Source organism: Woeseia oceani (assembly GCF_001677435.1).
In the GTDB taxonomy this organism is placed as follows: Bacteria; Pseudomonadota; Gammaproteobacteria; order Steroidobacterales; family Woeseiaceae; genus Woeseia; species Woeseia oceani.
In genome coordinates this window covers 1,424,871-1,439,378 of sequence record NZ_CP016268.1, presented here as the reverse complement: position 1 = coordinate 1,439,378, position 14,508 = coordinate 1,424,871, and the positions used below count along the sequence as shown (strand labels likewise).

Annotated in this window: 13 protein-coding genes; 3 read left to right on the top strand and 10 right to left on the bottom strand. The window is 58.3% G+C overall.

Features of this window, described 5'->3' with window-relative positions; genetic code table 11:
* Positions 1-11: 11 nt before the first annotated feature.
* The 8 genes from nusB to BA177_RS06300 all read right to left on the bottom strand — a co-directional run bounded on the left by nusB (position 12) and on the right by BA177_RS06300 (position 6,822).
* On the bottom strand, positions 12-446 hold the full coding sequence (nusB, locus tag BA177_RS06335) for a transcription antitermination factor NusB (RefSeq protein WP_068614328.1): 435 nt from the start codon (positions 444-446) through the stop codon (positions 12-14).
* Positions 447-482: 36 nt separating this feature from the next.
* Entirely contained in the window at positions 483-956 is a 474-nt protein-coding gene (gene ribH / locus BA177_RS06330; protein WP_068614325.1) for a 6,7-dimethyl-8-ribityllumazine synthase, read from the bottom strand.
* A 62-nt stretch (positions 957-1,018) separates the two neighbouring features.
* On the bottom strand, positions 1,019-2,125 hold the full coding sequence (gene ribBA / locus BA177_RS06325) for a bifunctional 3,4-dihydroxy-2-butanone-4-phosphate synthase/GTP cyclohydrolase II (protein WP_068618999.1): 1,107 nt from the start codon (positions 2,123-2,125) through the stop codon (positions 1,019-1,021).
* 31 nt (positions 2,126-2,156) lie between these two features.
* Positions 2,157-2,792: a riboflavin synthase gene (locus BA177_RS06320; protein WP_068614322.1), complete on the bottom strand. Its 636-nt coding sequence runs from the start codon at positions 2,790-2,792 to the stop codon at positions 2,157-2,159.
* 4 nt (positions 2,793-2,796) lie between these two features.
* Entirely contained in the window at positions 2,797-3,912 is a 1,116-nt protein-coding gene (gene ribD, locus BA177_RS06315) for a bifunctional diaminohydroxyphosphoribosylaminopyrimidine deaminase/5-amino-6-(5-phosphoribosylamino)uracil reductase RibD (RefSeq protein WP_068614319.1), read from the bottom strand.
* An 18-nt stretch (positions 3,913-3,930) separates the two neighbouring features.
* Entirely contained in the window at positions 3,931-4,452 is a 522-nt protein-coding gene (gene nrdR, locus BA177_RS06310) for a transcriptional regulator NrdR (RefSeq protein WP_082989913.1), read from the bottom strand.
* Positions 4,453-4,476: 24 nt separating this feature from the next.
* Positions 4,477-5,730 carry a serine hydroxymethyltransferase gene (gene glyA / locus BA177_RS06305; protein ID WP_068614316.1) on the bottom strand — a complete coding sequence of 418 codons (1,254 nt, stop codon included), beginning with the start codon at positions 5,728-5,730 and terminating at the stop codon, positions 4,477-4,479.
* A gap of 123 nt (positions 5,731-5,853) precedes the next feature.
* Positions 5,854-6,822 carry an arginase family protein gene (locus tag BA177_RS06300; RefSeq protein ID WP_231892493.1) on the bottom strand — a complete coding sequence of 323 codons (969 nt, stop codon included), beginning with the start codon at positions 6,820-6,822 and terminating at the stop codon, positions 5,854-5,856.
* A gap of 70 nt (positions 6,823-6,892) precedes the next feature.
* On the opposite strand from BA177_RS06300, the gene ettA reads away from it, so the two are divergent.
* From ettA to BA177_RS06285, 3 genes are all read left to right on the top strand, one after another.
* Complete coding sequence (ettA, locus tag BA177_RS06295) at positions 6,893-8,566, top strand: energy-dependent translational throttle protein EttA (protein WP_068614313.1); 1,674 nt, start codon at positions 6,893-6,895, stop codon at positions 8,564-8,566.
* Between the two features lie 22 nt (positions 8,567-8,588).
* Positions 8,589-9,263, top strand: a complete 675-nt coding sequence (locus BA177_RS06290) for a hypothetical protein (RefSeq protein WP_068614310.1) — start codon at positions 8,589-8,591, stop codon at positions 9,261-9,263.
* 96 nt (positions 9,264-9,359) lie between these two features.
* Complete coding sequence (locus BA177_RS06285) at positions 9,360-10,052, top strand: hypothetical protein (RefSeq protein WP_068614308.1); 693 nt, start codon at positions 9,360-9,362, stop codon at positions 10,050-10,052.
* A gap of 24 nt (positions 10,053-10,076) precedes the next feature.
* On the opposite strand, the gene purL is transcribed toward BA177_RS06285, so the two are convergent.
* Together purL and BA177_RS06275 are read right to left on the bottom strand one after the other, a co-directional pair.
* On the bottom strand, positions 10,077-13,970 hold the full coding sequence (gene purL, locus BA177_RS06280) for a phosphoribosylformylglycinamidine synthase (protein ID WP_330385151.1): 3,894 nt from the start codon (positions 13,968-13,970) through the stop codon (positions 10,077-10,079).
* A gap of 123 nt (positions 13,971-14,093) precedes the next feature.
* Positions 14,094-14,426, bottom strand: a complete 333-nt coding sequence (locus tag BA177_RS06275; RefSeq protein ID WP_068614305.1) for a DUF1820 family protein — start codon at positions 14,424-14,426, stop codon at positions 14,094-14,096.
* Positions 14,427-14,508 lie beyond the last annotated feature (82 nt).

Here is a 14,508-nt window from a genome sequence, read left to right as displayed (position 1 = left end):
CACTTTTGGATTCAGGGTTTGCGAGCTTCGGCTGCGCGCAGATCCGGTGCTGCCCGATCGAGCAATGCATTGATGAACTTGTGGCCATCAACCGCGCCAAAACGCTTGCTGAGATTAACCGATTCGTTGATAACCACCCGATACGGAATATCAATTCGCGATGTCAGCTCGAACATACCCAACAACAGTATCGCGCGCTCGACAGGATCCAGCTGCACAACCGGGCGGTCGGAATACGCTGAAATTGTTTCTTCGAATGCTGCCTGCTGCTCGCAAACGGTCAACACTGCTTCGTCGAAGAACTCGGCCTCAACGCGCGCAAACTCGGGCCGCTCATGAAACTGACGCAATAACTCATTGCGGTCATGTCCGCTGATTTGCATTTGGTACAGGGCCTGCACAACCAGCTCGCGCGCTCGTCCCCGGCGACCTGGCGCCTTGCTCATGTTGCTATATCCATTAGAGTGTTGTTGCCACGCAAATCAGGACAGCTTGCGCAATAAACTGACCATCTCGATTACCGCCAGCGTTGCCTCTTCGCCCTTGTTGCCAGCCTTGGTGCCGGCCCGCTCGATAGCTTGCTCGATACTGTCCACCGTTAACACACCGAAACCAATCGGCATGGAATGGTTTTGACCTGCCCGTGCAATGCCGCTAATGCATTCACCAGAGACATAGTCAAAGTGCGGCGTGCCGCCACGTATAACAGCACCTAACGCAATAATTGCATCACAACGCCGCGCTTTGGCCACCGTCTCGACAGCCAGCGGCATTTCAAACGCGCCGGGCACACGCACGATGTCGATATCCGAATCCACCGCGCCGTGCCGTCGCAAACACGACAATGCACCTTTAATCAGAGATTCGACGATGAAGTCGTTAAAGCGTGCCGCAACGATCGTAAAGCGCATATCGCGCGCTAACAAATCGCCTTCGGTTGATTTTATCTTGTCCATAATTGTTGTTCCGGGGCCGCGCAAGTTGACCTGAAATTGTGCGCCGGGCTGCCAAATTCCTTCTATTTTTCTACGTATTCCGTGATCTCGAGATCAAACCCTGAGATCGCCTGCATTTGTTTCGGCGCTGACAGAACGCGCATGCTGTTGACGCCCAGATCGCGCAGTATCTGCGCACCAACACCGTAAGTTCGCAGCACTGCCTCTCCGCTGCGCTTGCTGCGCAACTCGTCATCGGGTTTGGCCAACTCACTGACCGCTTCCATCAATTCACGAGACGACTCCTGCTCGCGCAATACGATGACCACGCCAGCCGGTTCCCGGGATATGCGTTCGATAGCATCGTTGACCGGCCAGCCGAGACGTGAATTGACCACGCCCAGCACATCCCCCAACGTATCCTGTATCTGCACGCGAACGAGCGGATCACTGGTCTGACTGAGGTCGCCCTTCACCAATGCCAGGTGCACAGTGCGGTTAACTCGGTCATCGTAGCAGTACAATTTGAACTCGCCGTGCGCCGTCGTCACGTTTTGCTCGGCAATCCGGTCAATGAACTGTTCTTTCTCAAGCCGGTAGCGGATAAGGTCGGCAATCGTACCGATTTTCACGTTGTGCAGACGGGCGAACTTTTCGAGGTCCGGGCGTCGCGCCATGCTGCCGTCCTCATTCAGAATCTCCACGATCGTGGCGGCTGGCTCCAGCCCGGCAAGGCGGGCCAGATCACAGCCCGCTTCAGTGTGCCCCGCACGGGTCAATACGCCGCCTGGCTGTGCCATCACCGGAAAAATATGCCCGGGTTGACGCAGGTCTTCCGCTTTGGCTCCGGCCGCCACCGCCGCGCGCACGGTGCGCGCACGATCGTGCGCCGAGATGCCAGTGGTTATGCCTTCTGCCGCTTCGATCGAAATCGTGAAATTGGTCGCATGATGCAAGTCAGTGTCGTCAACCATCAACGGCAAACGCAGTTGCTTGCAACGCTCCCGGGTTAACGTGAGGCAAATGAGTCCACGGCCATAACGCGCCATGTAGTTAATGTCCTCCGGCCGCACTTTCTCAGCAGCCATCAGCAGATCGCCTTCGTTCTCGCGGTTCTCATCGTCCACCATGATGACCATTTTGCCGTCGCGAATATCAGCAACAATCTCTTCGATCGGTGAAAACGATATACCGGCGGCAGCCGGATGCGGAGTTGTATTGTCAGCCATAGCCATGTGCCTTCAAGAAATCTTCGGAAATTTTGCCATCGGAGCCCAGCAGGCGCTCGAGGTAACGCGCCATCATGTCGACTTCGATGTTGACCGGGGTACCAACGCGGTAATCGCCGATAATGGTCTCATCTATGGTATGCGGAATGATAGTTACCGCGAACAATTCGCCGCTGACCGCATTGACAGTCAGGCTGACGCCATCGACGGCTACCGAACCTTTTTGCGCGATGTAGCGGCCAAGTTCCGTGGGCACCGCGACCTCGAAGCGCACTGCACGCGCGTCGTTGCTGCGCGAATGAATCTTCCCGATACCGTCGACGTGACCACTGACCATGTGGCCGCCGAGGCGCTCTCCCAGCGCCAGCGCAGGTTCCAGGTTCACCCGGCTACCGCGCCGCAAGGCCGACAACGTGGTTACCTTCAGCGTTTCGTTCGATACGTCGGCCGAAAATCCATCCGCCTCCAGGGTCACCGCCGTGAGGCACACGCCATTCACCGCAATACTGTCGCCCAGTGTGTACTCCTGCCATGGCAGGCCGGGTGCGCTGACCCGCAATCGCAGGTCGCCGCCACGTGGTTGCAAATCCGCGATCTGGCCGGTGGCTTTAATGATGCCGGTAAACATTCAGTCAGTTTCCAGTGTGTGCAGGCCGTGCTGCAGGTTCGGCCGTAATGCGAAAATCGCTACCGACGACCCGCCGATCCGTGATCCGGAGCGGCAAGCGGTCCAGAAGTTCTGTCCAGTCAGGCGTTACGACCAGACCCCTGGTTTGACTACCCATGATATGGGCGGCCTGATAGATAACAAGTTCGTCCACCAGATCGGCCATGAGCAAACTGCCGGCGAGGGTCGGACCGGCCTCGACCAGCAAATCGTTCACCTGCCGGGAAGCCAGTTCTTCTAAGACAGCCGGTAGCGATGGCCTTCCATCTTTAGCGGCCACTTTGACGATTTCCGCATTGGTCGCGGCGAAGCGCTCCCTGTCACTGTCGTCGACGCAGAATACGAGTGTCGCCGTGCCATCCTGCAGCATCCTGGCCCGCTGCTCGACCGTCAGGCGACTATCGAGCAGCACCCGCAACGGCTGCCGCCCGCCGGGGAAGGTATCCCGCACAGTCAGTTGCGGGTCGTCCGCCCTGGCCGTCCCGGCGCCGGTCAAGACAGCGCCCGACAAAGCGCGCAACCGCTGCACATCGTGACGCGCTGCGGCGCCAGTGATCCACTGGCTGGTGCCGTCGGTCATGGCCGTGGCGCCGTCAATGCTGGACGCCATTTTCAAACGCACAAAGGGGCGGCCGCGTTCGATGCGCGACAAGAAGCCGCGATTCAAATCACGCGCCGCGTCCTGCATAAGCCCCACGTCGACTGCCATGCCCGCAGCACGCAATTTCGCGAATCCCTGACCGGCCACCGCTGGAAACGGGTCCTGCACAGCCGCAACCACCCGTTTGACGCCGGCCCTGATCAATGCATCCGCACAAGGCCCGGTGCGGCCGGTATGCGCGCACGGCTCAAGCGTCACGTACGCGGTTGCACCGCGTGCTCGATCAGCAGCAGCTAGCAGTGCCGCCGCCTCAGCGTGCGGCCCGCCGGCTTCCGCGTGCCAGCCCTCGCCGATAATTTCCTCGCCAACTGCCAGCACACATCCCACCATGGGATTCGGCCGGGCGGTGAATTCGCCACGCCGCGCGAGTTGCAAGGCACGCGCCATGCAACGGAAATCCTGTTGAGTGAAGTCAGTCATGTCGGTGATCGCTGCCGCTCAGCGCTTCTTTGGAGTATCCAGCAGCTCCGGCAACAGCGACATCTGTTCGCGAGCCGCGGTCGCGTCTGAAATTTCCTGCAAACGCCGAATTTCCTCCTGGAACTCCGTTACGTCCTGGAAGCTGCGGTAAACAGACGCGAACCGCACGTATGCCACTTCATCCAGCTCGCGCAATTCTTCCATGACGAGTTCGCCCACCAGCCGCGACGGCACTTCCCGTTCGCCCATGGTCCGCAGCCGATGCACGAGACGGCCGACGGCCTGCTCAAAATCGTCCGACGGAACCGGCCGCTTCTCCAGGGCACGGTGCATACTGCTGCGCATTTTCTCTTCATCGAATGGCTCGCGGCGGCCATCGGATTTCGCCAGCCGCGGCATGACGAGCTCCGCACTCTCAAAAGTCGTAAAGCGCTCGTTGCAGTCGAGGCACTGGCGACGCCGCCTGATTTGCCGGCCGTCCGCAGCCAGTCGCGAATCTATCACCTTGGTCTCTTCGTGGCTGCAGAACGGACAGTACATGGCGCCTCAAAAGGAAGTGCTGATTCAGCCGTAAACGGGGAAACGTTTGCAGAGTTCCAGCACCTGCCCACGCACGCGATCGATGGTCGCTTCATTGCCAATATCATCCAGTACGTCGGCAATCCAGTTGCTGAGTTCGCGGGTCTCATCAACGCCGAAACCACGCGTGGTAATTGCCGGCGTACCGAGGCGCAGGCCACTGGTCACAAACGGCGAACGCGGATCATTGGGAACCGTATTCTTGTTAACCGTGATGTTGGCGCGACCCAGCGCCGCATCCGCGTCTTTACCCGTAATGTCCTGCTTGATCAGACTGACCAGCATCAGGTGATTGTCAGTACCGCCCGAGATTATCTGGTAGCCGCGTTCGGTCAGGGTCGCCGCCATGCTCCGTGCATTGTCGATGACCTGTTGCTGATAGGCCTTGAAGTCGTCACTCATGGCTTCCAGCAGCGCAACAGCCTTGCCGGCAATGACGTGCATCAGCGGGCCACCCTGCGTGCCCGGAAATACCAGCGAGTTGAATTTTTTAGTGATCTCGTCGTTGCGCTTTGCAAGGATCAGACCACCACGCGGCCCGCGCAAAGTCTTGTGGGTCGTTGTCGTGACAACGTCGGCAATCGGCACCGGGTTCGGGTACAGGCCAGCGGCTACCAGACCGGCGACGTGTGCCATATCGACCATCAGCCACGCACCAACGCTGTCAGCGATATCGCGAAAACGCTGCCAGTCCATCACCCGCGAATACGCAGAGAACCCGGCAATGATCATTTTCGGCTTGTGCTCCTTGGCCAGCGCTTCGACCTGATCGTAGTCCACCAGTCCGGTTTCAGCGACCACGCCGTATTGCACCGCGTTGAACAGCTTGCCCGAATAATTCACGGGTGAACCGTGGGTCAAATGACCACCGTCCGACAAACTCATACCAAGAATCGTGTCGCCGGCATTGAGCAAGGCCAGACAAACCGCCGCGTTTGCCTGCGAGCCGGAATGCGGCTGCACGTTCGCGTAATCGGCACCGAACAAGGTCTTCGCCCGGTCTATCGCCAGCTGCTCCGCGACGTCAACGTATTCACAGCCACCGTAATATCGCTTGCCGGGGTAACCTTCCGCGTATTTGTTCGTCAGCACCGAACCTTGCGCTTCCATCACCCTCGGGCTGGTGTAATTTTCCGAGGCTATCAGTTCAATGTGCTCTTCCTGACGGCGAGCTTCGGCAACGATGGCAGCGTACAGATCAGCATCAAATTCCTCGATTGAGGCGGTCTCAACGAACATACAACGAATCTCCAGTAGAGCGAGCGGCGGAAACGAACACCGCAAGCCCGGCTACAGTGGCCAGGCCAGCGGAAAAGAGCGGCAATTGTACACAATCCTTGGCCCGCGCCGGGTGCTGTTGCGCTATTCCGTCTCGACCATTGCCTTGACCACGGCTGTCCAGGCTCGGCCAAGGTTGCTGCGGTTGTAGCCACCGCCGCCAGTAGCCAGCAAGCGACCGCTGGCATAACGATCGGCGATCCGGCAGAGGTCCGCAGTAGCGCGTCGATGCACGGCCTGGGTAAACCGGAGGTGGGTGATCGGGTCGCCGTCCAGCCCGTCGGCACCCGCCTGCAATATGATGAACTCGGGCTGCATCTCATGCAGCAGCGCCACAATGCGCTCCCAGGCCTCGAAAAATTCCTCGTCACCGGCGTTCATTGGCAATGGAATATTGAGTTTGCGGCCTGTCGCCTCACCCTTACCGGTCTCGCAGGCAGCCCCGGTGCCAGGGTACAAAAAGCGGCCATCCTCGTGGGTATCGGCAAAAACCAGTTCCGGGTCGTCTTCGAATCCGTAGTAAACGCCGTCACCGTGGTGCGCGTCGATATCCACGTAAGCGATTCGACGGATGCCGTACTCCTTTCGCAGGTATTCGATCGCAATGCCGCAATCGTTGAATACGCAGAAGCCAGCAGCCCCCAGTCGCGATGCGTGATGCAAACCGGCAATAGGCACGAAGGCCCTGCTGGTGTCGCCGGCCATGATCGCATCGGTTGCGGCGAGCGTCGTACCGACAACCGTGAGCGCCGCCTCGTAGATTCCCGGTACGACCGGCGTGTCACCGTGATCCAGAAAGCCGCTGCCCTGTTCGGACATTCGCTCTACGTGCCGTATGTATTCATCACTGTGAAACAGCGCCAATTGCTCGGGGTTCGCTGTCGCAGGGTCCGCGAAATGCAGGCGATTTCCGAGCGTCGCGGCGGTTAATGCCCGATGAAAGACATCATGGCGGTCTGTACCAAAGGGGTGATCGCTACCAAAGCCATAGGCGGCGAGCAGCTGACCTTTGTACACGTACACAGGTTTGGCAATCACGTGGCTGGCACTCATTCAGGTCAGGTGTTTTCTATTGCTGCCGCTTACCGGATAATGCGGCAACTTTATTTTTTGAAGAATTGGCATGGCGCAGTATATATACACAATGAACCGGGTGGCTAAGGTTGTGCCACCGAAACGCTTTATCATTCGTGATATTTCCCTCAGCTTCTATCCTGGCGCGAAGATCGGTGTACTCGGCCTGAACGGCTCAGGCAAGTCGACTTTACTGCGCATCATGGCGGGCCTCGACAAGGAATTCGAAGGTGAAGCCCGGCCGCAGCCAGGCATCAACATAGGCTACCTGCCGCAGGAGCCCGAGCTCGACCCTGAGAAGGACGTGCGCGGCAATGTCGAAGAAGGCGTCGGGGAAGTCAAAGCGTTGCTGGATCGATTCAACGATATCAGCATGAAGTTTGCCGAACCGATGAGCGACGACGAAATGAACGCGTTGCTCGAAGAACAGGGCAAACTGCAGGACCAGATCGAAGCCGCCGGTGGCTGGGAACTCGACCGAAAACTCGACGTCGCCGCCGATGCATTGCGCCTGCCACCGTGGGATGCCGATGTCACCAAGCTATCCGGTGGCGAACGTCGCCGTGTCGCCCTGTGCCGCTTGCTCCTTTCGGAGCCCGACATGTTGCTGCTCGACGAGCCAACCAACCACCTTGATGCTGAATCAGTAGCCTGGCTCGAACGCTTCCTCGAAGAATACCCCGGCACGGTCATTGCCGTGACCCACGATCGCTACTTCCTGGACAACGTCGCCGGCTGGATCCTCGAACTTGATCGCGGCCACGGCATCCCCTGGGAAGGCAACTACTCGTCCTGGCTTGAACAAAAAGAGCAACGTCTTGCCAATGAAGAAGCGGGTGAGAAAGCCCGCCGCAAAGCCATGCAATCCGAGCTCGAGTGGGTACGCTCCAATCCCAAGGGGCGACAGGCCAAGTCGAAAGCGCGTTTGCGACAGTTCGCCGAGTTATCCTCCAGCAATTATCAGCAGCGTAACGAAACCAACGAAATCTACATCCCGCCCGGTCCGCGACTGGGTGACGTGGTCATAGACGCTGACAACGTACGCAAAGCGTTTGGTGAGAAACTGCTGATGGACGGCTTGAGTTTCTCGCTGCCTGCCGGCGGCATTGCCGGCATCATCGGGCCCAACGGCGCCGGTAAGACAACACTGTTTCGCATGATTACGGGCACACAGGAACCGGACTCCGGTTCTATTCGTATCGGTGAAAGCGTCACCATCGCCAGCGTTGATCAATCTCGCGACAGCCTTGACGACAACAAGACGGTGTGGGAAGAGATATCCGAAGGTCAGGACATCATCCAGGTCGGCAAGTATGAAACGCCATCCCGCGCGTACGTTGGCCGATTCAATTTTCGCGGTGGTGATCAGCAAAAGAAAATCGGTTTGTTATCCGGCGGTGAACGAAATCGCGTGCATCTCGCCAAAATGCTGAAGGCTGGTGGCAACCTGTTGCTGCTTGATGAACCTACCAATGATCTGGACGTCGAAACCTTGCGTGCGCTGGAAGAGGCGCTGCTGGAATTCCCCGGCTCTGCAATCGTTATTTCGCATGATCGCTGGTTCCTCGATCGAATCGCTACACACATACTCGCGTTTGAAGGTGACAGTCAGGTAACGTGGTACGCGGGCAACTACACAGAGTACGAAGAGGATCGCAAGAAACGTCTCGGCTCTGATGCAGCGCAACCGCACCGAATCAAATACCGCCGACTTGATGCCTGATTGATCGGCGGCCGGAGATGCCATGAATGCCCTGCTCGCAACCACCGCAATATTTACATTATTGGCAGTGTTGTTTTTCGGTCGAACGGTACGCTGCACGCGTCACGGGCGACTGTTACGCGCGAGCAGCTCCTGCATCAGCTGCCTGATATCCGCCTCGATTGCCGCGACGGCAATCTTGCTGACTTTCAGCTATTTCAGCTATGAGCGACTGACGGCCGAACAGATCATTTCCAGCATCGAATTTCGGGCGACCGGGCCGGATACATACCAGGCACGGCTGATGATAGTCAACGAGCAGGATCGCCTGTTCGAGCTGCGCGGCGACGAATGGCAGATCGACGCGCGGTTGATCAACTGGCAGCCGCCCGTGACCATTTTCGGCCTGGACCCGATCTATCGACTGGAACGTCTCAGCGGCCGTTATACGTCAATTGATCGTGAACGCAATGAACATCGGACGGTCCATCAGCTGTCTGACGAGAACCCTGCTGACTTGTGGAAACTTGCCAGACGCTACCCGCTGCTGCTGCCCGGCGTCGATGCTTATTACGGCACAGCCACATACGTGCCAATGGCAGACGGCGCCCGCTACGACATCAGTCTGAGCCGGGATGCCTTGATCGCCCGCCCGGCCAACGTTGCCGCTGAGCGCGCGCTAGGTCGCTGGCGGCCACAGCAGCAAACTGAAACTTAAGCGGATTATGTCCAAATGCTTTGCGGTTAACGGTCAATCTGCCGCTATACTGGCTCCATTGCCACGGCCCAGCCGACGGCGCAAGCAGAAGAAACAATGAGCATAACCCTTGCGCGTGATCGCGGACTGCTACAGCAATCCAGCGAACAGTTCGGACTCGAATGCCCCTACTGCAACGTGTACTCGCACATGTCGCCACAGTCGGTACCCAACGTAGCGACCTTGCTGGCTGAGAAACCCAAGCATGTCGGGCTCGTGTACCGTTGTGATGCCTGCAATGCGCCGGTATTTCTGCGCTTTGCGGTAAAAGAATACAACGATGACAATGTCGAACTATTTCAGAACTTCGTGGAACTGGAGCGCCCGAAAGAACGCTTCCCGTTTTCGTATTTGCCCAAACAAACAGAGGTGCTTTTTCGCGAAGCGCTGTCCTGTTACACGCACAGCAACTTCAATGCGTTCGCATCCATGTGCCGACGTGCCGGCGCGAGCGCGTTCGAAACAATGGGTAAAGATGGCAAGTTGCGGGCATTCGACGAAGTTATGGAAGCGCAACGAATCGCTGAAATTGACGATGATTCCTTCGCACCAATAAAGAAAACCCTGTTCGCCGCAAGCTCAGAGGAAGAATTGCCTTTATTGAACCGCGCCCAGGCCGGGGTATTGCTGGAAGTCATGAAAGACATGTTCTACCAGTGCTTTGTCCGGCGCGGCAAACTCACACGCGCGATCAAGGTGCGTCGGTTCTTTGTGCAGGAAAGTAACGGCGGCGCGCTGGAGTCAGAGTGAGCCGGCGACCGACAACGCTCTGAGTCAGCCGAGCGTACGCCGTACTGTACGAAACATTCGCAACCACGGCCCATCTTCGCCCCACTCTGACGGATGCCATGAATGCTGCACCGTGCGCGCAACGCGTTCCGGGTGCGGCATCATGATCGTGACGCGACCATCAGCATTCGCAAACCCGCAAACACCGCCCACGGAACCATTGGGATTGGCCGGATAGCGCTCCGCCGGTAAGCCGTAGTTGTCAACGTAACGCAAAGCTATGAGCGGCTCTGCTGCCGCCTGTTGAGCCTGACTGGCGAATACCGCCCGACCTTCCCCGTGAGACGTCACAATCGGCAAGCGGCTGCCCTGCATGTCCTGCAGAAACATCGACGAAGACTCACCGACTTCAACAAGACTAAGTCGCGCCTCGAACTGCTCGGAGCGATTGCCCAGGAAAAGTGGCCAATGCGCACTACCGGGAATGAGCTCCCGCAAATGCGACAGCATCTGACAACCATTGCAGACACCCAGCGCAAACGAATCTGTTCGCGCAAAGAATTCAGCGAACTGATCCCGCAACACAGTCTGATAGAGAATGGAGCGCGCCCAGCCGCCACCTGCGCCAAGCACGTCGCCGAACGAGAAGCCACCGCAAGCAACCGCACCCTGGTAGTTGGCAAGATCGTCACGGCTTTCCAGCAAGTCGCTCATGTGAACGTCAACCGCAACAAAGCCTGCGCGCAAGAATGCCGCCGCCATCTCTCCCTGACTGTTGACGCCCTGCTCACGCAAGACAGCAACACGTGGCTTGTTGCCGCCGACAAACGGCGCGGCGATATCGTCACTGGGATCAAACGTCAGCTTGGCGTTCAGGCCGGGGTCTTCGCGATCCAGCAAGCGGTCATATTCTTCCCGGGCCGTTTCCGGATTGTCACGCAGCGCCCGCATGCGGAAACTGGTTTCAGACCAGATCCGGTGCAGTTCAATGCGGTCCATGCGCAGCACAACTTCGTCATCGGCGTAGATGGACAGCTGCTGGTCGGCCTCTACACTGCCAACGTCGACCCATGCGACACCGTGGCTTTCAAGCACGCCCATCACATCCGCAAGCTTGCTGTCCGCAATTTGCAAGACTGCGCCGAGTTCTTCGTTGAACAGTTGCCGCAGGCGGTCCTGTTCAGAGCCCGGCAAATGCAGCGCAGCACCGAGATGGCCGGCAAACATCATTTCGCAGACACTCGCCAACAGACCACCGTCGGAACGGTCGTGGTAGGCCAGTATCAAGCCTTCGTTGTTCAGTTGTTGCACGGCTGCAAAGAAGTTCTTGAGCAAGGACGCGTGCTCAAGGTCTGGCGTTGCACCACCGTGTCGAGTGAATACCTGTGCCAGACATGAACCGCCGAGACGGTTTGCACCTTCGCCGAGATCGAGCAACAGCAAGCGGCTCGGCTCGTCGATGGCACGCAGCTGTGGCGTCAGCTGGCGCCGGATATCACGGACAGGCGCGAAAGCGGTCACGATTAACGACACAGGTGCCACAACTTCGTGCTGGCCTCCCTCATCGTCCCACGCGGCCCGCATGGATAAAGAGTCTTTGCCGACTGGTATGGCGATTCCGAGATCGCGACACAACTCGTGGCCGACCGCCTTGACCGTATCAAACAGCCTTGCGTCCTCGCCCGGATGTCCCGCGGCCGCCATCCAGTTCGCGGACAAGCGTATATCTGAAATATTGTCTATCGACGCCGCCGCAATGTTGCAAACCGCTTCGCCGACCGCCATGCGACCCGATGCGGGCGCATTTAGTGATGCAAGCGGAGTACGCTCACCCATGGCCATTGCTTCGCCGGTCGTACTGCTGAAGCCGCTCGCTGTTATTGCGACGTCACTGACCGGAACCTGCCACGGTCCAATCAGCTGGTCGCGTGCGCTAAGCCCGCCGACCGTCCTGTCGCCGATATGAATCAGGAATGACTTGTCGGCAACAGCCGGGAAACGCAGCACACGTTCAACGGCGACACGCAGCTCGATCCCGTCGGTATCCAGCGGCGTATCAATCTCTGGCAATCGCACGACGTCGCGAGTCATTTGCGGCGCTTTGCCAAGCAACATTTCCATGGGCATATCGACCACGCTTTCGTCGAACTCGCTGTCGATGACCAGTAGTCGCCCGTCATTGGTCAGTTCGCCAATGTCAGCCATCAAACAACGTTCACGCTCACACAATGCTGCAAATTCGTTCATGCGCTCTTTAGCGACGATCAGCACGTAACGTTCCTGCGCTTCGTTGCACCAGATCGCCATCGGTGACAAACCGGGCTCTGCATTCGGAATCTTGCGCAGGTCTATCCGCGCACCATGTTTGCTGTGATCGACCGCTTCGGGTACGGCATTCGACAAACCACCCGCACCAACATCGTGAATCAGCAGTATGGGATTGCCACTGCCCATCGACCAGCAGCGGTCTATAACTTCCTGGGCCCGCCGTTGCATCTCCGGGTTGCCCCGTTGCACGGAGGCGTAATCCAGATCTTCCGAGCTGGTGCCACTGGCAACACTCGATGCGGCGCCGCCGCCCAAGCCAATCAGCATCGCCGGTCCGCCAATGACGATTACCCGCGCGCCGACCGGCACATCAATTTTTACCGCATGTTCGGCACGTACATTGCCCAGGCCGCCGGCAATCATGATGGGCTTGTGGTAGCCGTGACGTTCGTTTTCGGACATACCCGGTAATCGGGTTTCGTAGGTACGGAAGTAACCGGCGAGATTCGGCCGGCCGAATTCATTGTTGAACGCCGCGCCGCCAACTGGCCCTTCGAGCATGATCTGCAACGGCGTCGCCATACGTTTCGGGTGTGCGACCTCGTCTTCCCACGGCTGCGAATAATCGGGAATACGTAAATGCGACACGCTGAAGCCTGTCAGGCCTGCCTTCGGCTTCGCGCCAAGGCCAGTCGCACCTTCATCACGAATTTCACCACCAGCCCCGGTCGCCGCACCCGGGAAAGGCGAGATTGCTGTCGGGTGATTGTGCGTTTCGACTTTCATGAGTACGTGAATATCTTCGTCACTCAGGACGTATTCGCGACTCATCGGGTCCGCCAGCAATCGCTGGCCGCGCCAGCCTTCTATGACAGCCGCATTATCTGAGTAAGCGGACAGAACGCCGCCAGGCGTACGCTCGGTCGTGCTGCGAATCATGTCGAACAGCTGTTCACTACGTTCGTCACCGTCGATAACCCAGCTCGCCCGAAAAATCTTGTGTCTGCAATGCTCCGAGTTTGCCTGTGCAAACATCATCAGTTCCGCATCGCTAGGTTCACGATTGAGACGCGTGTAGTTTTCGTGCAGGTAATCGATCTCGTCGTCAGACAGGGCGAGCCCCAGCGCGACGTTGGCTGCAACCAGTGCCGCACGGCCATCGCTGGCCAATGGCACGGTACTTCTGCGGCCAGGTTGGCCGGCAATAAACAAACCCGCCGCATCGTCCTCGGACAACAGCAGGCCTTCTGTCATACGATCGATCAGTGCGGCGCCCGCCAGCCGTACGTCGTCAGCCGACAACGGCGAACTCGATTGCAGGGCGTATGTCACACCGCGTTCTATGCGCTCGATGGCATCCATACCACACGCCGTCGCAATGTCCGTCGCTTTGCTCGACCATGGCGAGATGGTGCCGGCACGCGGCGCGACGACCAGTGTTTGCGCGGTCGACGGCAATTCGCCCAACGGTTCGTCGGCCAGCAGCAATGCTTCCAGCCGGGATCGTTCGCCGGCATTGAGCTCGCGGTGCAGGTTGACGAAGTAACTGTATCGAGAGGCCAGGGCCGTGATCGCGGGCACTCGTTGCCGAACGGCCGCCAGCGCTTTCTGCAAGCGGAAGTCGGACAACGCGCTCTGGCCAGGCAACAGGAGCAGCGAATTACCGCTCACTGCCGTTGAATCAAACGGTTTTGTGGCCAAACTGACAGGACTCTTGAATTAGCGCGGAAGGAAGGTTGGCGATGATACCGGAGCGACCAGTATCGAACCAGTGACGGATATTTGCGGTTTCAATCAGCGCTTGTCGCCGCTGGGCGTGTACACCGGCAGCGGGAATTGTGCGACGTTGCTGCCCTCGAGCTTCGACACCTTGCTGGTGCCTTGTTTATCCACCTCGTCGATGCGAATGATCGAGTGCATGGGCAAATAGGTCGATTTCACGCCGGCAAATTCCGACTTGATCTTCTCCTGCCCCGGATCCACCACGACCGAACTGCGTTCATCGAAGGTCAACTCAGAGACTTCGACGAATCCGAACAGTGCACCGTGCGCCACGCTGCGCGCATAGATCTCGAAGACCTGCCCCTGATTCATGAATACAATCTTGAAAATTCTCTTTTTAGACATTGACTTAAACCACATCCGGTAAATCTTCAGGACACACGTCCGGCGCTAGTGTACGCAAAATTCCGGCGCTTGCCTGCCCACT